The sequence below is a fragment of the Rhizobium sp. L9 genome (assembly GCF_002531885.1).
In the GTDB taxonomy this organism is placed as follows: Bacteria; Pseudomonadota; Alphaproteobacteria; order Rhizobiales; family Rhizobiaceae; genus Rhizobium.
In genome coordinates this window covers 177677-199507 of record NZ_NWSZ01000007.1, presented here as the reverse complement: position 1 = coordinate 199507, position 21831 = coordinate 177677, and the positions used below count along the sequence as shown (strand labels likewise).

General features: G+C 61.6%; 18 protein-coding genes and 1 pseudogene. 8 read left to right on the top strand and 11 right to left on the bottom strand.

The annotated features are described in order from the left end of the window. Positions 1 to 22: 22 nt before the first annotated feature. From CO660_RS09280 to CO660_RS09260, 5 genes are all read right to left on the bottom strand, one after another. Positions 23 to 484: a molybdenum cofactor biosynthesis protein MoaE gene (locus tag CO660_RS09280; protein ID WP_085777676.1), complete on the bottom strand. Its 462-nt coding sequence runs from the start codon at positions 482 to 484 to the stop codon at positions 23 to 25. A gap of 222 nt (positions 485 to 706) precedes the next feature. Further along, positions 707 to 961, bottom strand: a complete 255-nt coding sequence (gene moaD / locus CO660_RS09275; protein WP_064801643.1) for a molybdopterin converting factor subunit 1 — start codon at positions 959 to 961, stop codon at positions 707 to 709. Further along, entirely contained in the window at positions 958 to 1548 is a 591-nt protein-coding gene (gene pgsA, locus CO660_RS09270) for a CDP-diacylglycerol--glycerol-3-phosphate 3-phosphatidyltransferase (RefSeq protein ID WP_097598457.1), read from the bottom strand. Before pgsA ends, moaD begins: the two co-directional genes overlap by 4 nt. Before the next feature lie 158 nt (positions 1549 to 1706). Beyond that, positions 1707 to 3746 (bottom strand): excinuclease ABC subunit UvrC, encoded by a 2040-nt coding sequence (uvrC, locus tag CO660_RS09265; protein WP_097598456.1) that lies wholly within the window; start codon positions 3744 to 3746, stop codon positions 1707 to 1709. Then, complete coding sequence (locus tag CO660_RS09260) at positions 3743 to 4510, bottom strand: SDR family oxidoreductase (protein WP_097598455.1); 768 nt, start codon at positions 4508 to 4510, stop codon at positions 3743 to 3745. Before CO660_RS09260 ends, uvrC begins: the two co-directional genes overlap by 4 nt. A gap of 364 nt (positions 4511 to 4874) precedes the next feature. Here CO660_RS09260 and CO660_RS09255 point away from each other — a divergent pair, with 364 nt between their 5' ends. Beyond that, positions 4875 to 5510, top strand: coding sequence for an outer membrane protein (locus tag CO660_RS09255; RefSeq protein WP_011424814.1), 636 nt, complete (start codon positions 4875 to 4877; stop codon positions 5508 to 5510). 87 nt (positions 5511 to 5597) lie between these two features. On the opposite strand, the gene CO660_RS09250 is transcribed toward CO660_RS09255, so the two are convergent. Both CO660_RS09250 and CO660_RS09245 read right to left on the bottom strand, forming a co-directional pair. Continuing rightward, positions 5598 to 6194 carry a glutathione S-transferase gene (locus CO660_RS09250; RefSeq protein WP_097598454.1) on the bottom strand — a complete coding sequence of 199 codons (597 nt, stop codon included), beginning with the start codon at positions 6192 to 6194 and terminating at the stop codon, positions 5598 to 5600. Between the two features lie 60 nt (positions 6195 to 6254). Beyond that, on the bottom strand, positions 6255 to 7124 hold the full coding sequence (locus CO660_RS09245) for a 23S rRNA (adenine(2030)-N(6))-methyltransferase RlmJ (RefSeq protein WP_097598453.1): 870 nt from the start codon (positions 7122 to 7124) through the stop codon (positions 6255 to 6257). A 16-nt stretch (positions 7125 to 7140) separates the two neighbouring features. On the opposite strand from CO660_RS09245, the gene CO660_RS09240 reads away from it, so the two are divergent. The 3 genes from CO660_RS09240 to CO660_RS09230 all read left to right on the top strand — a co-directional run bounded on the left by CO660_RS09240 (position 7141) and on the right by CO660_RS09230 (position 11247). Continuing rightward, positions 7141 to 9345, top strand: coding sequence for a molybdopterin oxidoreductase family protein (locus CO660_RS09240; RefSeq protein ID WP_097598452.1), 2205 nt, complete (start codon positions 7141 to 7143; stop codon positions 9343 to 9345). After that, complete coding sequence (locus CO660_RS09235; protein WP_097598451.1) at positions 9342 to 9932, top strand: NUDIX domain-containing protein; 591 nt, start codon at positions 9342 to 9344, stop codon at positions 9930 to 9932. The genes CO660_RS09240 and CO660_RS09235 overlap by 4 nt, the downstream gene beginning before the upstream one ends. Before the next feature lie 145 nt (positions 9933 to 10077). Then, a complete protein-coding gene (locus CO660_RS09230; RefSeq protein WP_097598450.1) occupies positions 10078 to 11247 on the top strand; it encodes an alpha-D-ribose 1-methylphosphonate 5-triphosphate diphosphatase in 1170 nt (389 codons plus the stop codon). A gap of 263 nt (positions 11248 to 11510) precedes the next feature. Here CO660_RS09230 and purN read toward each other — a convergent pair whose 3' ends face one another. Then, positions 11511 to 12182, bottom strand: coding sequence for a phosphoribosylglycinamide formyltransferase (gene purN / locus CO660_RS09225; RefSeq protein WP_097598449.1), 672 nt, complete (start codon positions 12180 to 12182; stop codon positions 11511 to 11513). Further along, entirely contained in the window at positions 12179 to 13252 is a 1074-nt protein-coding gene (purM, locus tag CO660_RS09220; protein WP_097598448.1) for a phosphoribosylformylglycinamidine cyclo-ligase, read from the bottom strand. Before purM ends, purN begins: the two co-directional genes overlap by 4 nt. A gap of 247 nt (positions 13253 to 13499) precedes the next feature. Between purM and CO660_RS09215 the strand changes: the two genes are divergently transcribed. The 4 genes from CO660_RS09215 (at position 13500) to ppx (ending at position 19132) form a co-directional block, all read left to right on the top strand. Beyond that, on the top strand, positions 13500 to 14624 hold the full coding sequence (locus CO660_RS09215) for an AI-2E family transporter (protein ID WP_085780030.1): 1125 nt from the start codon (positions 13500 to 13502) through the stop codon (positions 14622 to 14624). Beyond that, positions 14617 to 15330 carry a DnaA regulatory inactivator HdaA gene (hdaA, locus tag CO660_RS09210; protein WP_097598447.1) on the top strand — a complete coding sequence of 238 codons (714 nt, stop codon included), beginning with the start codon at positions 14617 to 14619 and terminating at the stop codon, positions 15328 to 15330. The genes CO660_RS09215 and hdaA overlap by 8 nt, the downstream gene beginning before the upstream one ends. A 65-nt stretch (positions 15331 to 15395) precedes the next feature. Continuing rightward, entirely contained in the window at positions 15396 to 17600 is a 2205-nt protein-coding gene (locus tag CO660_RS09205; protein WP_097598446.1) for an RNA degradosome polyphosphate kinase, read from the top strand. Between the two features lie 11 nt (positions 17601 to 17611). Further along, the gene (gene ppx / locus CO660_RS09200; RefSeq protein ID WP_085777690.1) at positions 17612 to 19132 is read left to right on the top strand and encodes an exopolyphosphatase; all 1521 of its coding nucleotides are present in this window, start codon (positions 17612 to 17614) and stop codon (positions 19130 to 19132) included. 141 nt (positions 19133 to 19273) lie between these two features. Here the strand turns inward: ppx and CO660_RS09195 are convergent, their stop codons facing one another. Further along, entirely contained in the window at positions 19274 to 20632 is a 1359-nt protein-coding gene (locus CO660_RS09195) for an esterase-like activity of phytase family protein (RefSeq protein ID WP_097598445.1), read from the bottom strand. A gap of 106 nt (positions 20633 to 20738) precedes the next feature. Further along, positions 20739 to 21801: pseudogene (locus CO660_RS09190) on the bottom strand (adenylate/guanylate cyclase domain-containing protein). Positions 21802 to 21831: the final 30 nt, after the last annotated feature.

Genomic DNA, 21831 nt, shown 5'->3' with positions numbered 1-21831 from the left:
AATTTTCGGCATCATGCTCTGATCATTTCCACTTGTCGCGCGCCGCGTCGTCGGCGTCTTTCGCAGCGACCCAGTCGCCCCTGGCGCCGTCCTTGCCGTGCTCCTTCTTCCAGAAGGGCGCTGCGGTCTTGAGGAAATCCATGACGAGATTGGCGCCGTCGAAGGCGGCCTGCCGGTGCGGGGCGGCTGCAACGACGAGCACGATGTTCTCGCCAGGAGCGATCTTGCCGTAGCGGTGGATGGCGGTCAGCCCGAGCAGCCCGAAACGGGTGATGGCGAGTTCGCCGATGCGGGTCATCTCGGCTTCGGCCATGCCGGGATAATGCTCGAGTTCAAGCGCCGCCAGCCTCCCGCCTTCATCGCGACAGAGGCCGGAGAAGGTAACGACGGCGCCGATGTCGGCTTTGCCTTTCGAGAGGAGATCGACTTCGGCCTGCAGGTCGAAGTCTTCGCGCTGGACGCGGATGGTGGGGGTGATGGTCACAGCGAAATCCTCCGCTGCTTTGAAGCCGCTATGAAGAATGCGGAAAGGCTGTGCCGTGTGGGGAGATCACAAGTGGCACGCTCTTCTTGACCATTTACCGCTTCGCCGGGCTGAAACGCCGGTTGTTTGAGGAAGCCCATGCGCCCAGCCAATCTCCCTCCTTGTGGGGGAGATGCCCGGCGGGGCAGAGGGGGATAGCGATACGGCACCACCGTCACCGTCTCATCCCCCCGTCATCGGCGGAAAAATCCCGATCTCACGGGGCGCGCCAATCGGCTCGTCATGCTCGACATGCTCCATGTCGAGCGCCACGCGGATCACCTCAGGATATTGAAGTGCGGCTTCATATTCCTCGCCCAGCGTCTTCAAATGATTCAGAAGATCGGCGACGGTGACGACGGAGGAGGGGAGGTCGATCTCCTCCTCGCCCTTGCCGATGCGCTCACGCACCCAGGCGAAATAGACAAGCCGCGTCATTCCTCGTCATCCACGATATGTTTCAGCCCGGCACGGAAATAGTCATAGCCGGTATAGATGGTCAGCAGTGCTGCGATCCACAAGAGCGCAATGCCCGTCTGCGTCGTATAGGGGAAAATCTCGTCGCCGGCAGGTCCCGCGAGCAGGAAGGCGATGGCGACGAGCTGCAGCGTCGTCTTCCACTTGGCGATCCGTGTCACCGGCACGCTGACCTTCAGCGCCGCCAGATATTCACGCAGGCCGGAAACCAGGATCTCACGGCAGAGAATGATGATTGCCGCCCAGATCGACCAGCCGGCGATGGTCTGGTCGGCCGCGACCAGGAGAAGGATCGAGGCGACCAGCAGCTTGTCGGCGATCGGATCGAGCATCCGACCGATATTCGAGGTCTGGTTCCAGATGCGTGCGAGATAGCCGTCGAGAAAATCGGTGATCGAGGCGATGACGAAGATCCACAGCGCCACCCAGCGCGCCGTATTGCTGATCGACAGCCTGCCCTCGACGAAGAAGCAGAGAACGATCAGTGGCACGGCGAGGATGCGGCCGTAAGTCAAAAGGTTGGGAAGGCTGTACGCACGCGATGCCATGGATCGTTTCTCTGAATTGATGCGCCGCTGCAGCGCCGCGTCTTTACGAAAACCTATTTCGATTTTCGGGTCGATGTAGATGACGGCTTTGGCCAGGAACCGTCAACATTCTTTCTGTCTTTTCACCGCCATTGCGTGGAATTTGCGACGGCCGCCGCTTATTTCGCGGCGTCGTCGTGGAAATGGTTATAGACCTGCTTTGCCACGGCTTCCGAAATACCTTCCACCGCCATCAGGTCGGAAAGGGCGGCGCGGGAAACCGCCTTCGCCGTGCCGAAATGCTGGAGCAGCGCGCGCTTGCGCGACGGGCCGATACCGCCGATCTCGTCGAGTGGGTTCTTGACCATCTCCTTCTTGCGCCGCACCCGGTGCGAGCCGATCGCGAACCGGTGCGCCTCGTCGCGCATGCGCTGGATGAAATAGAGCACAGGATCGCGCGGCGGCAATGTGAAACTCTCGCGTCCCGGCGCAAAGAAGCGCTCGCGTCCGGCGTCGCGGTCGACACCCTTGGCGACGCCGATCGCCGTCACGCTGTCGGTGATGCCGAGCTCGGCCAGGATGGCCCGCACCGCCGTCATCTGCCCCTGGCCGCCGTCGATGAGGATCACGTCCGGCCAGGCGGGGAAGGGCATGTCGGCAGCGTCGGCAGCTGCTGTCTGCGCCGTCCGGTCGGGAATGCCTTCCTCCTTGATCAGCCGCGAGAATCGCCGGGTCATCACTTCCTTCATCATTCCGAAGTCGTCGCCGGGGGTGATGTCGGTCGATTTGATGTTGAACTTGCGGTATTGGTTCTTCACGAAGCCTTCCGGCCCCGCCACCACCATGCCGCCGACGGCGTTAGTGCCCATGATATGCGAGTTGTCGTAGATCTCGATGCGCTGCGGCGCATAGGCGAGCCCGAAGGTTTCCTTGAATCCTTCGAGCAGCCGCGACTGCGACGCCGTCTCAGCAAGCTTTCGCCCATGCGCTTCGCGCGCATTGCCGACCACATGCTCGACGAGATCGCGCTTCTCGCCGCGCTGCGGCACGAGGATGGAGACCTTGTGGCCGGCCTTTTCGCTGAGCGCTGCGGCGAGCAGCTCCAATTCCTCGACCGTCTCCGACAGCATGATCTGTTTAGGCACCGGCTTGTCGTCGTAGAATTGCGCGAGAAAGGCATTCAGAACTTCGGCGCTGGATAGTTGCGGGTCGGCCTTCGGAAAATAGGCGCGGTTGCCCCAGTTCTGCCCGGTGCGGAAGAAGAACACCTGGATGCAGGAAACGCCGCCTTCGTGGTGGATTGCGAAAACGTCAGCCTCCTCGACACCGGCCGGGTTGATGCCCTGGTGGCTTTGGACATGGGAAAGTGCCGCAAGGCGGTCGCGATAAATCGCCGCCCGTTCGAAATCGAGGTCTTCGGCCGCCTGGTTCATGGCTTCCGCCATATGCGACTTCACCTTCTGGCTCTTGCCGGACAGGAAATCTTTCGCCTCCTGCACCAGCTCGGCATACCCCTCGTCGCTGACCTCGTGCGTGCAGGGCCCGGAACAGCGCTTGATCTGGTAAAGCAGGCAGGGTCGCGTGCGCGTTTCGAAGACACTGTCGGTGCAGGTGCGGATCAGGAAGGCGCGCTGCAGCGAATTGATCGTGCGCCCGACCGCGCCGGCCGAAGCGAAAGGCCCGAAATAATCGCCTTTCCGCGCCCTGGCGCCGCGATGCTTGAAAATCGCCGGCGCCCGGTGATCCCCGGTGATGAGGATATAGGGAAACGACTTGTCGTCGCGCAGCAGCACGTTAAAGCGCGGCCGCAAGCGCTTGATTAGATTCGCTTCCAGGAGTAGCGCTTCGGTTTCCGTGCGCGTCGTCACGAATTCCATGTTCGCCGTCTGGCGCACCATCTGGGCGATGCGGTTGGAATGCACACGGCCGACGGCGTAATTGCCGACGCGCTTCTTCAGGCTGCGCGCCTTGCCGACATAGAGCACGTCGCCCTCGGCATTGAACATGCGGTAGACGCCGGGGCTGTTCGGCAGGCGCTTGACGAATTCGCCGATCAGTTCGGCGCCGATGAGCCCGGTTTCGTTGAGGCTGCCGGCGTTCCAGTCGACAGCTGCCGCAAGAGGCGAGGCGGAAACGTCGCCTTCCACCTCGATTTCGTCTTCGCTCTCATCCGTATCATCGTAGAGAACGCCGCCATCCGGCAGCTTTCGTCCGTTCATTCCTTAATCTCCGCCACATCGGGCGTCTGCCAGGCAAGGTGCTGGCCGCCGTCGAGGGCAATCATCTGGCCGGTGATCGAGGGGGTGTCGTAGAGGAAACGAATCGTTTGTCCGAATTCCTCCAGTGCCGGCCCTCGCTGCAGGATAAGGGCTGAGACCTGCGCTTGGAAGTCCTCCAACGACTGCCGCTCGCTCGGCATTGATGGCCCGGGGCCGATCGCATTAACGCGGATGCGGGGCGCCAAAGCCTGGGCAAGCGTCTGCGTCGCCGTCCACAGCGCGGACTTGGAGAGCGTGTAGGAATAGAAGCTCGGTCTCAGTGCCCAGACGCGCTGGTCGATAATGTTGACAATGAGTCCCGCCGCCTCGGCAGACAGCTGCTGCGCAAAGGTCGCCGCGAGGATCGAGGGCGCACGCACGTGCAGATCGAAGTGCAGCGCCCATGTGGCGGCGTTAAAACTGCGCGCGGAATCATGCTGGAAAACCGACGCATTGTTGACGAGCAGATCGAGCGGCCCGAGCGCTTCCGACGCCTTCGCGACCAATTCAGCCGTTTCGCCGATATCGGTAAGGTCGGCCTGCAACGCGACCGCTCTTTGTCCCTTTCGCCGCAATTCCGCCGCCAGCTCTTCGGCTTCGCCGAGGGAGCTGTTGGCGTGGATCGCGACGGAAAAGCCATTTGCAGCAAGGTCTTCGGCGATTGCCCTGCCTATTCTCTTGGCCGCCCCTGTTATCAGGGCTGAGCGAAGTCTTCTGTGGTTCAAAATCTTGCCTTCTGATCCCGCGAGTCTGTGTGCAACCTATATAAGGGCGGGCGGAGATTATATAAATAGGCGGCCACAGTTGCATCCATGGCCGGGATATTCTATGTATTATTTAATAATGTTGTTTCTTAAAATAAGTATTTTAAGTTTAACCATTCGGTAGGGTTAATGAATCCTATGTTGCTCTCAAGCAACATCGAATTTCCGCCATGCGGCAGCCACAATGATATCACAATTTGGCTCTTTCAAATCCGCATTTCAGTTCCAATTTCAGTCTCGATCCGGAAGGGACATCTGGCAATTTCCCCGCCAATGCTTCGCTGATAGACAGATGAAAGCGGCGCGGGACTGAAAGGAGAAAAGTATGCGTGTACTCATTGCTGGCCTCATGGCCTCTGCTTTTGCAATCGCGGGCGTTTCGGCAGCTCAGGCGGCTGATGCCGTCGACCAGGTTCCGGAAGCACCGGTTGCCCAGGACGCCCCGGTCAAGCCGGCCGGCAACTGGGAAGGCTTCTATCTCGGCGGCGCCGGCACCTACAACATGGGTGATTTCGGTTCCGACCGCCACACCTACGGTTTCGGCGGCCAGGTCTTCACCGGTTACAACTGGCAAGCAGGCCAGATCGTTTACGGCGTTGAATCGGATCTTGGCTACAGCGGCGATGACGTCTCCTCGGGCGGCGTCAAGAACAAGTATGGTTGGAACGGCTCCGTCCGCGGCCGCGTCGGCTACGACATGAATCCCTTCCTGCTCTACGGTACGGCCGGTCTTGCCCTCGGCAACGTCAAGGTTTCCGACGGCACCTCGGACGAAAGCAAGACGAACTACGGTTACACGGTCGGCGCCGGTGTCGAAGCCTTCGTGACAAACAACATCACGACGCGCTTGGAATATCGCTACACCGACTACCAGAGCAAGGACTACGACCTCGACTCCGGCAGCTTCTCGCGCGGTTACGACGAGAACAGCGTCAAGCTCGGTATCGGCGTGAAGTTCTAAGCCGATTGAACATCCCAATATGCAGAAGCCGGGCTCATCGCCCGGCTTTTTGCTGTCTGCTGTCCGGTGCTCCGTTTCAGCTCCGGATCAGGCGCTGGCTTTGAGCTCGCGATGAGCAGGGAATTTCTTTTCGAACTGCGCCAGCCAGTCGACCAGCGTCGCGTGATCGGCTTCCCACTGGTCCTTGAAGCGTAGGTCGAGATAGTCGAGCGTGGCGGCCAGGGCGAAATGTCCGCCATTGAGCTTCTTGCCGAGTTTCGGCGGCCTGGCGCTGAGATGAGCAAGCCCGGCCGTCACCTTCTTCCATTGCCGGTCGATCCAGGGCTGGTGAACCTTCTCCTCGTCACGGAAGCGGCGCTCGTAGACGATGGTAAGCAGGCAGTCGCAGATACCGTCGCAGAGCGCCTCAAGCACTTCCGCATCCGTGCGTTTGCCGTCTTTGGACGGGTAGAGGCCACCATTCGTCAGCCGGTCGAAATAATGCATGATCGCCACGCTGTCGAAGATCGAAGCGCCTTCCTCCGTCAGAAGCGTCGGAATTTTCCCGAGTGGATTGTTGTCCACCAGGATCGCCGGCCCGGTATTGGTATCGACCCGGATGGCGTTCAACTCGATTCCCAGAAAATGTGCGGCCATCCGCACCTTGCTGGAATAGGGCGAGGCCGGTGAGCAGAGGAGCTTCATGGAACACCTGGTGAGACTCTGGGGCGGTGGGACGGACTATTCCCGAAGCAGCTTGCCCGGTCAATCGCTCTTGATCGTCTTGTTTTCGCCGCGCAGCCAGAAGGCGCGGTGGGAGGCGAAGCGGTCCTGGGCAAGATGGTCCTTCAACGCCGGAAGCATCTGGTGCAACTCATCCTTTAGTGTGAATGGCGGATTGACGATGACGAGGCCGGAGCCGGTCAGTCCAGTCATGCCGCGGTCGCTGCGCACGGTGAGTTCGGCGCAAAGCATCTTCGGGATGTCGAGTGCCTGCAGAGCCTCGTGGAATTCCTTGATCGGCGCGCCCTTCTTTAACGGGTACCAAAGGCAGTAGGTACCGCCGGGAAAGCGGCGATAGGCCTTTTCGAGTCCCTTGGCCAGGCGTTCATACTCGTCCTCCTCCTCGAAGGGCGGGTCGACGAGCACGATGCCGCGCTTTTCCTTCGGCGGCAGATGCGCGCCGAGCGCCAGCCAGCCGTCGAGTTCGGTGATGCGGACGTGGTGATCGCCCTCGAACAGCCGGTGCAGGCGGGCGTAATCCTCGGGATGCAGCTCCATCGCCGACAGCCGGTCCTGCGGCCGGAACAGCATGCGCGCAAGTTTCGGCGATCCGGGATAGAAGCGGATGCCCCCCTCGGGATTGAGTTCGCGGATTGCCGAGAGGTAGGGCTCCAGCAGCTCGGAAACCTGAGGCCCGAGTTCGGCCTCCATCAGTTTGCCGATGCCAGCCTGCCACTCGCCGGTTTTCTGCGCTTCCTCGGAAGAGAGATCGTAGAGGCCGATGCCGGCATGCGTGTCGAGCACGCGGAAGGCGCCCTCCTTCTTCTGCATGTAACGGATTAGCCGCGCCAGCACGGCATGTTTCAGCACATCGGCAAAATTGCCCGCGTGGTAGATGTGGCGGTAGTTCATTTTCGCTGATGTCCGTATGAATTCACGTCATGGGGAGTTTTTCTGGCTTTTGGCCATGCAGACCTTGGCATATACAAATGCCATGAACATTGCGACCCCTATCGACGCCAAATCCCCGAAGCTGGACAGCAAGATCGGCCACACGGCCTGTCCGCACGACTGTCCTTCCACCTGCGCGCTCGAAGTTGAGATATCGGAGGACGGCCGCATCGGCAGAGTGCGCGGCGCCGGCGACCATTCCTACACCTCGGGCGTCATCTGCGCCAAGGTCGCCCGTTATGCCGAGCGGCTCTACCATCCTGACCGGCTGCTGCATCCCCTGCGCCGCACTGGCGCCAAGGGGGCAGGGCAGTGGCAGCAGATTTCCTGGGACGATGCGCTTGACGAAATCGCCGAAGCCTTCGTGAAGGCCGAGGCAAGGGACGGCAGCGAGGCCATCTGGCCCTATTTCTATGCCGGCACGATGGGCTGGGTGCAGCGCGATTCGATCGATCGGCTGCGCCACGCCAAGCGCTATTCCGGCTTCTTCTCGTCGATCTGCACCAATCCGGCCTGGACCGGCTTCACCATGGCAACCGGCACGCTCCGTGGGCCTGATCCGCGCGAGATGGGCCGCACCGATTGCGTCGTCATCTGGGGCACCAATGCGGTCTCGACCCAGGTCAACGTCATGACCCACGCCGTCAAATCACGCAAAGAGCGTGGCGCCAAGATTGTCGTCATCGACATTTATGACAATCCGACGATGAAGCAGGCCGACATGGCGTTGATCGTCAAGCCTGGCACCGATGCTGCGCTCGCCTGCGCCACCATGCACATCGCCTTCCGGGATGGCTATGCCGATCGTGACTACATGGCGAGATATGCCGACGATCCCCAGGGTCTCGAAGCGCATCTGAGGACGAAGACGCCGCAATGGGCCGCTGCGATCACCGGTCTGTCGGTCGAGGAGATCGAAGCCTTTGCCCACCTCGTCGGCACGACGAAGAAGACCTTCTTCCGCTTGGGCTACGGTTTCACCCGCCAGCGCAACGGCGCGGTCGCCATGCATGCGGCCGCGTCGGTCGCCACCGTTCTCGGCTCCTGGCAATATGAGGGCGGCGGCGCCTTCCATTCGAACAGCGATATCTTCCGCATGAATAATGCGGAACTGACAGGCCGGTCGATGAAGGACGGCGATATCCGCATGCTCGACCAGTCGCAGATCGGCCGGGTGCTGACCGGAGATCCGGTGGCGCTGCGCCATCGTGGTCCGGTGACGGCGATGCTGATCCAGAACACCAATCCCGCCAACATCGCTCCCGAGCAGCGTCTCGTGAGGCGCGGCTTTGCCCGCGACGATCTCTTCGTCGCCGTCCACGAGCAGTTCATGACCGAAACGGCCGACATCGCCGATATCGTCATTCCTGCGACCATGTTCGTTGAGCACGACGATATCTACCGCGCCGGCGGCCAGAACCACATCCTGCTGGGACCGAAGCTGGTCGAGCCGCCGCCGACCGTGCGCACCAATCTCTTCGTCATCGAGGAACTGGCAAAACGCCTCGGCGTCGCCGATCGTCCCGGCTTCGGCTTTACCGCCCGCGAGATGATCGACCGCATCCTCCGATCGAGCGACCTGCCGGATTACGATCATTTCCTCGAACACAAATGGTTCGATCGCCAGCCGGCTTTCGAGGACGCCCATTTCCTGAACGGCTTTGCTCATGCCGACAGCAAGTTCCATTTCCGCCCCGACTGGATCAACCAGCCCGCACCGAACAAGCCGCCGGCCGCCATCGGCGCGCTCGGGCCGCATGCCGAGCTTCCGGCCTTCCCCGATCAGGTCGATATCATCGAAGTTGCCGATCCAGAGCATCCCTTCCGTCTCGCCACGTCGCCGGCGCGCAACTTCCTGAATTCGAGCTTTTCGGAGACCAAGACGTCTCGTCAGAAAGAGGGCCGTCCCGAGGTGATGATCAATCCTGTCGATGCCAAAGCCAACGGTGTCGCCCACGGCGATCTCGTCCGCATCGGCAACAGCCGCGGCGATCTCCGCATCCACGCCCGTATCACCACGGAGGTGAAACCGGGCGTTCTGATTGCCGAGGGCCTCTGGCCGAACAAGGCGCATGTCGACGGCGAGGGCATCAACGTCCTGACGGGCGCCGATCCGGTCGCGCCTTATGGCGGAGCGGCGGTACACGACAACAAGGTCTGGCTTCGCAAGGACGCAGCATGATGCAGCCGAAATCACGGGTGAAGATCGTCGGCGAGGAAATACTGTCGAATGGGTGGACGCGGTTGAGCAGCTATCTGCTCGACTATATCGACCGTAACGGCGCGACCCAGCGGTTGAAGCGGGAGGTCTACCACCGCACGCCGGCCGCCTGCATTCTGCTTTATGATCCGAAACGCGATCTGGTCGTCCTTGTGCGCCAGTTCCGTCTTGCCGTGCATCTGAACGGCGATCCCGCCTGGGTTATCGAAGTGCCGGCCGGCCTTCTCGACAACGATCATCCCGAGACGGCGATACGCCGCGAGGCGATGGAGGAGACCGGCTATCGCCTGCGCGAGGCGCGCTTCCTCTTTAAATGCTACATGTCGCCGGGCGCCATTAGCGAAGTCGTCCACTTCTTCGCAGCCCTGATCGACACCGCCGATCGCGTCGCCGAAGGCGGCGGTCTGGACGAGGAGCATGAGGATATCGAGGTTCTGGAAATCCCGCTCGACGAAGCTGCAGGGATGATCGAGACCGGCGAGATTTTCGACGCCAAGACGATCATGCTTTTGCAATGGGCCGCGTTGAACCGGGATAGGATCAGATAGAGTCGGGATGTCTTGGTGGGATCGTTCGATCACCCAAGTCGGCTCCGGCATTAAGTTGCCGGCGCGCGTAAATTCATACGTTTGTCACGAAGCGGTTCTATCCGCTGCGGTTTGTCGATCATCGGATGCGGTCAGGAGAAAGCCCATGTGGCTCAGCAATTTCACCCTCGTTCTCCCGGGCGAGGTGGTGAGCAAAGGTTCCGTGCGTGTTGAGGACGGCGCCATCGCCGAGATCCGGCCGGAGCCGGTTGCCGGCGCTGCGATCAATGGCGGCGGGCGGCTGCTGATGCCGGGCTTCGTTGACCTGCACGGCGACATGATTGAGCGCGAGATCGCGCCGCGGCCGAACGCGACCATGCCGATCGACTTTGGCATCCACGAACTCGACAAGAAGCTTGCCGCTGCCGGTGTGACCACAGCCTTTGCCGCGGTCTCTTTCGCCACGGAAAGCGTTTATGGCCACGTCCGCTCGCTTGAGACGACGTCGGCGGTGATCGAGGGCATCAACCGGCTGCGTGATGACCTCCTGATCGACCACCGCGTTCATGCCCGCTATGAAATCACCAATGTCGGCGCCGCTCCCGCACTCGAGCGGCTGCTGAATGCCGATCAGATCGACATGGTGTCGCTGACCGACCACACGCCCGGCCAGGGCCAGTACAACAACCTGCAGAGCTACATCCTCAGCATTTCCGAGCGCCGCGCCATCTCCGAGGAAATGGCCGCCGAGATCGTCGCCAAGCGTATCGCCATGCGCAACAATCCCGAGATCGAAGCGAAGCTGAAGGAGATTGTCGCGCTGTCGCTGAAGCACGAGCTGTCGCTCGCCTCCCACGATGACGACAGCGTCGAGAAAGTTGCCGAAATGCACCATCTCGGCGTCACCATCAGCGAGTTTCCGGTCACCGCTCCTGCAGCCGAAGAGGCGCGACGCCGCGGCCTCTGGACGCTGATGGGCGCGCCGAACGCCCTGCGCGGCCAGTCGATGTCAGGCAATCTCAGCGCCCTCGACGCTGCAAGGACCGGGCTGCTCAGCATCATCGCCGCAGACTATCATCCGGCCGCCTTCGTCCCCGGCATATTCAAGCTTGCCGATACGGTGGAAGGGGGTCTGCCAGCAGCCGTCGCCATGGCGACCGGCAACGCCGCCCGCTCCGCCGGTCTCCTGGACCGCGGTGAGATCGCCATCGGCCAGCGCGCCGATTTGGTGGCGGTCGAACCGGGCGATATCAACCGCATCCGCGCCACCTTCCGCGCCGGCCGCTTCGTCTACAGCGACGGCACGCTGCATCCGCTGCGGGCGCTGGCGGCTTAATGCATTTTCCCAAAACTGCGGTTCGTGCCGATGGTTGCCCCTCACCCTAACCCTCTCCCCGTAAACGGGGCGAGGGGACGTGCCCTGCGAGAGCAAGTGGGACCGGAGAGGGTGCGGCATATCCCCTTCGTCCTGCGAGCGGGGAGCAGGTGGCGGCAGCCGGATGAGGGGCAGCTTTCGAAACGGCAGGACTAAGACAAGTCCGAGCATAGCGACGTGCCGGGCTTTGTTAGCAGTCTGAGCCGCGTGCATGAAAATGCCTTTTATGCGCGGTCGCCGATCAGAGAAATCAGTTGCCCCTTCGGCACGGCAAGCGAAACCTCAGCGCCCACCGCCTTGCCGCCGTCCATCGCCACGCGGCCTTCGGCAAAGAGCCGCAGCGCCTGCGGATAGATCTGGTGTTCGACGGTGAGCACCCGCGCGGCCAGGCTTTCGGCCGTATCGCCGGAAAGGATCGGCACCGCCGCCTGGCCGATCGTCGGCCCTTCGTCCATGCCTTCGGTGACGAAATGCACGGTGCAGCCGGCGATGCGCATGCCGGCGTCGATGGCGCGCTGATGGGTATGCAGGCCCGGAAACAGCGGCAGCAGGGAAGGGTGGATGTTGAGCATCCGGCCTTCATACCGCTGGATGAAGGTCGCCGTCAGCAGCCGCATGTATCCGGCGAGACACAGGATGTCGGGCGAAAGCGTGTCGAGCGCAGAAAAGATCGCCGCCTCGTGCGCCTCCTTGCTGGCATAGTCCTTGCGAGGAAAGGCGAAGGTGGCAATGCCCTCGGCCGCTGCCTTCGCGAGCCCGCCGGCGTCCGGCTTATCGGATATCACGCCGACGATTTCGGCCGGATAGTCGGCCGCTTTCGCCGCCGCGACCAGCGCCATCATGTTGGAGCCGCCGCCGGAGATGAGGACGACGACGCGTTTGCGCGGCGCGCTCATATGGCAAGCGTACCCTTGTAGACCGTGCCGGCAGCGCCTTCGGCGCGGGCAATCATGCGGCCGAGCATGATGACGCTCTCGCCTTCGGCTTCGAGCGCCTGCGATACCGCGGCGGCATTCTCTTCGGCGACGACGACGATCATACCGACGCCGCAATTGAAGGTGCGCAGCATTTCTTTCGCCTCGACGCCGCCAGACTTGGCGAGCCATGAGAAGACCGGCGGGACCTTGACGGCGCCAAGATCGATCTCCGCGGCCAGATGCTTCGGCAGCACGCGCGGAATGTTTTCCGGGAAGCCGCCGCCGGTGATGTGGGCGAGCGCCTTCAGCGCGCCCGTCTCGCGGATCGCCTTCAGGAGCGGCTTCACGTAGATGCGGGTCGGTTCGAGCAGCGCTTCGCCAAGCTTCTTGCCTTCGGCGAACGGCGCCGGCGCATCCCAGCCGAGGCCGGACAGATCGACGATCTTGCGCACCAGCGAGAAGCCGTTGGAATGGACGCCGGAGGAGGCAAGGCCGAGGATCACGTCGCCCTCGGCAATGTCGCCGGAGGGGAGCAGCCTGCCGCGTTCGGCCGCACCGACGGCAAAACCCGCAAGGTCGTAATCGCCGGAGGAATACATGCCGGGCATCTCGGCCGTCTCACCGCCGATCAGCGCGCAGCCCGCCTCGCGGCAGCCCGCCGCAATGCCGCCGACGATTGCAGCACCCTGGTCGGGGTCGAGCTTGCCGGTCGCGAAGTAATCAAGAAAGAACAGCGGCTCGGCGCCCTGGACCACGAGATCGTTGACGCACATGGCGACGAGGTCAATGCCGACGGTGTCGTGGTAATCGGCGTCGATCGCGATCTTCAGCTTGGTTCCGACGCCGTCATTGGCAGCGACGAGAACCGGGTCGGTGAAGCCCGCCGCCTTGAGATCGAAGAGCCCGCCGAAGCCGCCGATCTCGCCGTCGGCGCCCGGGCGGCGCGTCGAGCGCACCGCCGGCTTGATCTTTTCGACGAGGAGGTTGCCGGCATCGATGTCGACGCCCGCATCGCTATAGGTCAGGCCGTTTTTTCCAGACTGGCTCATGCTGGTCTCCGATGGCTATTTCCGGGCGGCGGACGCGCCGCGTCATCTGCCGGTCGCAATTGCATGACAGGGGCCTTTATGCAAGCGTCGCATGGCAAAAGCCCCCAATTTCCCACGTCTCCCCCGAGGCTTTCCGGGATTTGATGTGACAGGGTTGACCATCTTTGCGCCTGCATCCTATGTGCTTGATGGCCGCGCCGGATCGGGCGCGGCGTTTGGGCGGCGGCGAGCGATCAGCGGGGAAGCGATGCCACAGCATGTCAGCGGCAATAGTCTGAAGCGCCAGATATTCTTCTGGCTGGCCGTGCTCGTCTTCTTCATCGCCTTCCTCTATGTCTTCAGCTCGATCCTGCTGCCCTTCGTCGCCGGCATGGCGATTGCCTATTTCCTGGATCCGGTGGCGGACAGGCTGCAGCGGCTCGGCCTGAGCCGTATGATGGCGACCATCGTCATCCTCATTGCCTTTGTTGTCGTCTTCGCTTTGGCGCTGATGATCCTCATTCCCGTGCTCATCAGCCAGTTCAATGATTTCGCCGAGCGGTTGCCGGGTTATATCAGCCAATTGCAGCAGTTCGTCACCCAGACGCAGAATTCGCTGCTGCCGGACTGGGTCAAGAGCCAGGCCGGCACGATCAAGGACAATCTCTCCGGCATCCTCTCCGAAGGCATGGGCTTCCTTACGGGGCTTTTCGCGCAGCTCTGGAATTCCGGCAAAGCGATCGTCGACGTCATATCGCTGCTCGTCGTCACCCCCGTCGTCGCCTTCTATATCCTGCTCGATTGGGACCGCATGGTTGCCAAGGTCGACCAGTGGATCCCGCGCGATTATGTCGGCGATGTCCGCCAGATTGCCAAGGAAGTCGATCAGGCGATCGCCGGCTTCATTCGCGGCCAGGGTTCGCTCTGCCTCATCCTTGGCGTCTATTATGCCGCCGGCCTCTCCCTGGTCGGGCTGAATTTCGGCCTGCTGATCGGCCTCTTCGCCGGCATGATCAGCTTCATTCCCTATGTCGGCTCGCTAGTCGGCCTCATTCTCGCTGTGGGCGTGGCACTCGTGCAGTTCTGGCCGGATTATCCTTGGATCGGGCTGGTGCTCGCCGTCTTCTTCAGCGGCCAGTTCCTCGAAGGCAACATCCTGCAGCCGAAGCTCGTCGGCTCCAGCGTCGGCCTGCATCCGGTCTGGTTGATGTTTGCGCTGTTTGCCTTCGGCGCGCTCTTCGGATTCGTCGGGCTTCTGGTCGCCGTGCCGGCCGCCGCGGCCGTCGGCGTTCTTGTCCGCTTCGCGCTTTCGCGCTACCTTCAGAGCGATCTTTATTTTGGCGGGTCATCAGGCGGCCGCGCCCGGAAGACGAAATCAGTACCCAATGAATGACGTGAAGAACGCTGATCCGAAGCGCAAGGCCGGAGAGCAGCTTCCCTTGGCCTTTTCACATGATGTTGCAACCGGCCGCGACGATCTCTTGATCTCGGAGCGTCTCGCCGCCGCCGTTTCGATCGTCGATGCATGGCCGAATTGGCCGTCGCCGGTCGTTATCCTCGCCGGTCCGGTAGGATCCGGAAAATCGCACCTGGCCGGGATCTGGAAAGAACACAGCGGAGCGGAGATCATTCACCCCAAGGCCGGCTCCAATGCCGCGGTCACGGCGGCGAACGGCCCTGTCTTGTTCGAGGATGCCGATCGTCTCGGCTTCGACGACAACACGCTCTTCCACGTCATCAACAGCGTGCGCGAAAACGGCACCAGCCTGCTGATGACAAGCCGTCTCTGGCCGATGTCGTGGCCGGTCCTGCTGCCGGATCTGCGCTCCCGCCTCAAGGCCGCCACCGTCGTCGAGATCGGTGAGCCGGATGAAGCCCTGTTGTCGCAGGTGATCGTCAAGCTCTTCGCCGACCGGCAGCTTTATATAGATGACAAACTCGTGCTCTATATCGTCAACCGGATGGAGCGGTCGCTGAACGCGGCCCAGATGATCGTCGAAAGGCTCGACCGGCTGGCCCTGTCGCGGGGCACGAAAATCACCCGGTCTCTTGCTGCCGAAGTATTGAATGAATTGGGAAATTCGGAACTGGCCGATTGACTGTCACAGATCCGTCGTGAAACTGATATAATTGCCGTCGCGATTGAAAACGGGGTAAGCGGACCATGGACAGCGCAGTCGCAGAACATCAGGAACTCACTCCGGAAACCAACGACAATGTCCCCCCGCTGGAAGAACTGCTGGCGAGCCCCGAGCGCTTCATCAATCGCGAATTCTCCTGGCTGCAGTTCAACCGGCGCGTCCTGGAAGAGACGCTGAATACCGAGCATCCGCTGCTCGAGCGCGTTCGCTTCCTGTCGATTTCGGCAGCCAACCTCGACGAGTTCTTCATGGTGCGCGTCGCCGGCCTCGAGGGCCAGGTGCGCCAGAACATCGCCATCCGCAGCCCCGACGGCAAGACACCGGCCGAACAGCTCGATTCGATCCTCCAGGAGATCGACCATCTGCAAATGGAGCAGCAGGCTTCGCTCGCCGTGCTGCAGCAGTATCTCGCCAAGGAAGACATTCTGATCGTGCGCCCGGGCGCCCTGAGTGATGCAGACCGGCAGTGGCTTGCCGCCGAATTCGAACAGGCGATCTTCCCGGTGCTGACGCCGCTGTCCATCGATCCGGCTCATCCGTTCCCCTTCATTCCCAATCTCGGTTTTTCGATCGGGCTGCAGCTCGTCAGCAAGAATGGCCGCGAGCCGATGACGGCGCTGCTGCGCCTGCCGGTGGCGCTCGACCGCTTCGTCCGGCTGCCCGATGATGGGAACACGATCCGCTACATCACGCTGGAAGATGTCGCCAACGTCTTCATCCACAGGCTCTACCCCGGTTACGAGGTGCAGGGTTCCGGTACGTTCCGCGTCATCCGCGATAGTGATATCGAAGTCGAGGAAGAGGCCGAGGATCTCGTGCGCTTTTTCGAAACCGCACTGAAGCGACGCCGTCGCGGCAAGGTCATCCGCATCGAGACAGATTCGGAAATGCCGGCCTCGCTGCGCCAGTTCGTTGTGCAGGCGCTCAGCATCCCTGACAATCGCGTCGCCGTTCTGCCGGGGCTCCTGGCGCTGAACACTCTGTCGGAGATCACCAAGGCGCCGCGCGACGATCTCAGGTTTCAGCCCTACAATGCGCGATTTCCGGAGCGCGTCCGCGAACATGCCGGCGACTGCTTCGCCGCCATCCGCGAGAAGGACATGGTCGTCCATCACCCCTATGAATCCTTCGATGTGGTGGTCCAGTTCCTTCTCCAGGCTGCGCGCGATCCTGACGTTCTGGCGATAAAGCAGACGCTTTACCGCACCTCGAACGACAGCCCGATCGTCCGCGCTCTGGTCGATGCCGCTGAAGCCGGCAAGTCGGTGACAGCGCTGGTGGAGCTCAAGGCCCGCTTCGACGAAGAGGCGAATATCCGCTGGGCACGCGATCTCGAACGCGCCGGCGTGCAGGTCGTTTTCGGTTTCATCGAGCTCAAGACCCACGCCAAGATGTCTATGATCGTCCGCCGCGAGGAAGGCAAGCTCAGAACCTACTGTCACTTGGGAACCGGTAACTACCACCCGATCACCGCCAAGATCTATACGGATCTCTCCTATTTCACCTGCAATTCCGTCATCGCCCACGACATGGCGAACATCTTCAACTTCATCACCGGCTACGGCGAACCTGAAGAAGGAATGCAGATCGCCGTCTCTCCCAATGCCTTGCGCCCGCGCATCCTGCGTCACATCGATGAAGAGATTCAACACGCCAGGAACGGCAGGCCGGCGGCGATCTGGATGAAGATGAACGCGCTCGTCGACCCCGACATCATCGATGCGCTCTATCGCGCCAGCCACGCGGGCGTCGAGATCGATCTCGTCGTGCGCGGCATCTGCTGCCTGCGTCCCCAAGTGCCCGGTCTCTCGGAGAAGATCCGCGTCAAGTCGATCATCGGCCGCTTCCTCGAGCATAGCCGCATCTTCTGCTTCGGCAACGGCCATGGCCTACCTTCCGACAAGGCGCTGGTCTACATCGGCTCGGCCGACATGATGCCGAGAAATCTCGACCGCCGCGTCGAGACCATGGTTCCGCTGACGAATCCGACTGTTCATGAGCAGGTCTTGTCACAGATTATGCTCGGCAACGTGATTGACAATCAACAAAGCTACGAGATATTGCCCGACGGTACGTCGCGGCGCATGGAAGTGCGCAGGGGCGAGGAGCCGTTCAATGCGCAACAGTATTTCATGACCAATCCGAGCCTGTCAGGCCGTGGTGAAGCTCTGAAATCAAGCGCGCCGAAACTGATCGCCGGCCTGCTCGAAGGCCGCAACAACAAGTAAAACTGGACCATATGGTTGAATCTGAAGCCCAGGGGCGCCTTCCAGGGATCGCCCCGGTCTCCGTCGTCGACATCGGATCGAATTCCATTCGTCTTGTCGTCTACGAAGGCCTGTCCCGTTCGCCTACGATCCTCTTCAACGAAAAGGTCCTCTGCGGCCTCGGCAAAGGCATAGCCGTCACCGGCAAGATGGATGAAGAGGGCGTCGCTCGGGCTCTGGCGGCGCTCCACCGTTTCAAGGCCCTATCCGATCAGGCGCGGGCCGCCACCATGTATGTGCTGGCGACGGCCGCCGCCCGTGAGGCGAGCAACGGCCCCGATTTCATCCATCAGGCCGAGACGATCCTGCAGCGCCACGTCCGGGTGCTCTCGGGCGAGGAGGAGGCTCGTTTCGCCTCGCTCGGCATCATCAGCGGTTTCTTCAATCCTGACGGCATTGCCGGCGACCTCGGCGGCGGCTCTCTTGAATTGATCGACATCAAGGGCAAGGAGGTCGGCAAGGGCATTACGCTGCCGCTCGGCGGTTTGCGCCTGTCGGAATATGCCGGCGGTTCTCTTTCCAAAGCGCGTGACTTCGCCCGCAAGCAGCTGAAGACGGCAAAGCTTTTGACGAACGGCGAGGGGCGCACCTTCTACGCCGTCGGCGGCACCTGGCGAAACATCGCCAAGCTGCACATGGAGATCACCAATTATCCGCTGCATATGATGCAGGGCTATGAGGTATCGCTTGAAGCGATGATGCTGTTCCTCGAACAGGTGATGACCGCGCGCGATTCGCGCGAGCCGGCGCTGCAGGCCGTTTCCAAGCACCGCCGCTCGCTGCTGCCCTTCGGCGCCGTCGCCATGAAGGAGGTGCTGAGCGTGATGAAGCCGTCGGTGATTTCCTTCTCGGCGCAGGGCGTGCGCGAGGGATATCTTTATTCGCTGCTGTCTGAGGCCGAGCGCCGCGCCGATCCGCTGTTGGCCGCTGCAGGCGAACTGGCGATCCTGCGTGCCCGTTCGCCGGAGCACGCCCGCGAACTGGCGGAATGGACCGGCCGTATGATGCCTTTCTTCGACGTTCAGGAAACGGAAGAGGAAAGCCGCTATCGCCAGGCCGCCTGTCTGCTCGCCGATATCAGCTGGCGAGCCCATCCTGATTACCGTGGCCTGCAGGCGCTGAACGTCATTGCCCACTCGTCCTTCGTCGGCATCAGCCATCCCGGTCGCGCCTTCATCGCGCTCACCAATTATTACCGTTTCGAGGGGCTGCATGACGACGGCGCCACCGGCCCGCTGGCGCAGATCGCCACCCCGCAGTTCATCGAGCGCGCCAAGCTGCTCGGCGGCATGTTGCGCGTCGTCTACCTCTTCTCGGCCTCCATGCCCGGCGTCGTCAAGAACCTGACCTTCCGCAAATCGTCGAACCCGGACTTCGACCTCGAATTCGTGGTGCCGCCGGAATACCGCGATTTCGCCGGCGAACGCCTGGACGGTCGCCTGCAGCAGCTGTCGAGGCTGACGAACAAGAGGCTGGCGTTCCGGTTCGAGTAGGTTGATTTGCGGCGGTTGTGCCGCACGGCTCCCTCTGCCCTGCCGGGCACGGCAGGGCAGAGGGAGGTGCCGCACGGCACGCCCTCAACAACAAAGGCGGCACTGATGCGCCGCCCTCTCAAACTCAGATTAGAGCCCAAATTACTTCGCGTTCAAAAACTCACCAACCTCAAGCAGGCTGAACTCATTATTGTCGGCCTTGTCGACGGCGCGGCCGGCTGAGAAGGGCAGATTGTTGTCGTTACCGATGATGATGTGCGTGGCGTCGACGCGGTCGACGTTTTCGATCGTGACGAACGGCATGTCGTAGACGCCGTCCTTGTTGCCGGCCTTCTTCTTGTTGTCGGGGTCCTGGATGTTCAGGAGGTCGATATAGCCGATCTTGCGGACGGCCTTGCCGACATTGGCGTCGTTGAACTCGATCTTGTAGACGCGCTTCAGCACCGCCGGAGCTTCGAAGCAATCCGGCTTCGGCTGCTTCGGGTCGGCGCAGGCCTTATCGCTGGTGCCGGCGCCGCTGTCGCGCTCGATGACGAGAGCGGTGGAGTCGTCGAGCATGTTGAAATCACCGATCGATACACCATTGTCTTCGAACGGATAAAGCCAGCTGCGGCCTGTCCACTTCTTGGAGGCAGCGTCGAATTCGATGACGCGGATGGCCGTATGGCCGTCAGCCATTTCCATTGTGCCGTCATCCTTGTAGATGGCGCCTTCGAGCACGCCATAGAGCTTGGATCCGTCCTTCGACATGGCAAGGCCTTCGAAGCCGCCCGAGCGCTTCAGGTTGAAGACCGGCATCTTGGCGGCCGGATTGCCCGGCAGCTGGATCAGCGGGTTGTCGGGCGAAAGCACCGCCTTGCCGTCGAGCGTCGTCGGGATCACGTCCGTCAGGCGACCTTCGGTATCGACCTTGAGGATATAGGGACCGAACTCGTCGCCCAGCCAGAAGCCGTCGGCAACCGGCTGGATCGATTCGATGTCGAAGTCGGCACCGGTGAGGTAACGCTTTTCTGTGCCTTCGAGCACGATCGGGAACGGCGCGATCTTGTTTGGATCGGAGAGGAAGAGGTTCTTGACGACCTCAGCTTTGTTGGCAGTCCAGTCGAACTTCATCTGATGCAGGAACAGCATGGAGTCGGAAGAGTTGGCTTTGGAACCGAAGCCGTTGTCCGAGAGCGTCCAGAAGGTCCCGTCGGCCATCGTCTTGATGCCCGAGAAACCCTGGATCGGCTGGCCGCCGAACGGAAGCTTGAGGTCCGTCACGCGCGCGCCGTCCTTGCCGGGAACGCTGCCGAGTGCTTCGGTGCGCTTGCGGTCCGGCGTCGTGAACTTGCCGGAATGCTTGAGGAATTCGGGGGCGTCGGCCGGAGCAGGAACCATGGTATTGGCTGGCAGGATCGCCTGGCCGGCGAGATTGACCGGGAACTGCTGCTGGTCGGCCGAAACGGGGCCGGCAATCAGGATGAAAAGCGATACGGAAACAAAAAGGACGTTCTTCATAATATCCCCATGGAACGGATGCGAATGGCTTCCGCTTAACAGGGCTTCCGTGTCAGCGAATTGACGGTTGGGTGAAGCTTTGGTGACGGGTGATAAATGGACTTGCTCAGCCGTGCAGAACGACTGCGGGGCGTGTTCAGGACGGTCACCGCACGCGAGGACAGCGCCATGACGCCGAGTGCCTGGCCGCGTCCCTTGACGGCATGGATCCCGAGATCTTCGCAGGAAATGTCGTCAGGAAAAGTCATGCGCCGGGCCAACTCCGCGGAGATCAGCACCTGCCGGTTCAGACTGCGGCAGAGCGTCTCCAGCCGGGCGGTCGTATTCACCGTATCGCCGAAATAGCTGATTTTGTGGTGGTCGACGCCGACTTCCGCCGTGATGATCTCGCCGCCATGAAGGGCTACGCGAAGCTTCGGCACCTGGCCGTAATTTTTCCGCCAGCCGGCGGCATTGGCTTCGATATTGGCGAGGATATCGAAGATGCAGCGAACGCAGCGCGCATCCTTGACGCCGCGGGCAAGCGGCCAGGTAATGATCGCCGCATCACCGACATAGTCGTTGATCATGCCCTTGTGGCGCCGGACCGGCTCCGCGAAGGTCGCAAACAGCGAGCTCAGCAGCTGCTGTGCCCTGAGATCGCCGTGCTTTTCCGCAAAAGCTGTCGAATCGACGAGATCGATGAAGAGGAAGACACGCTCTTCCTTGACGGGATTGCGATAGCGGCTGATGAGCATGCTGACGAATACTTCGCGGCCGAGCAATTCCCGCACGCGCAGGATGAAGATCAGTGCCGAGCAGACGGCAAGCGCATAGAGGAAGACTTCGAACGGCATGACGACGAGATCGAGGAACGACGACGGCTTCAGCATGCCGAGCGACCAGAGCAGGAGGCCGGCGCAGGCGAAGCCGATGCTCATCAGGATCTCGTAGATCACCAGCTCCGTGATGATGAACACGAAGGTCGGCAGCCTCTGGATCCGTCGGTAGAGGGTGCGAAACAGCACCTTGCGCTCGAAGGCGAGAATCGGCATGCCGATAAAGAGCGCGAAGATCGCCCCGATGACCGGCGTCTGATTGGAGTAGAACATCAGATCGTAGATGACGCCGCTCGCAGCCAGCACGATCGCGATCAAGATCCAGTTCTGCGTTGGAGATATTTCCCGCATGCCGCCTCTTCGCCTGAGGTTTCCTCCAGC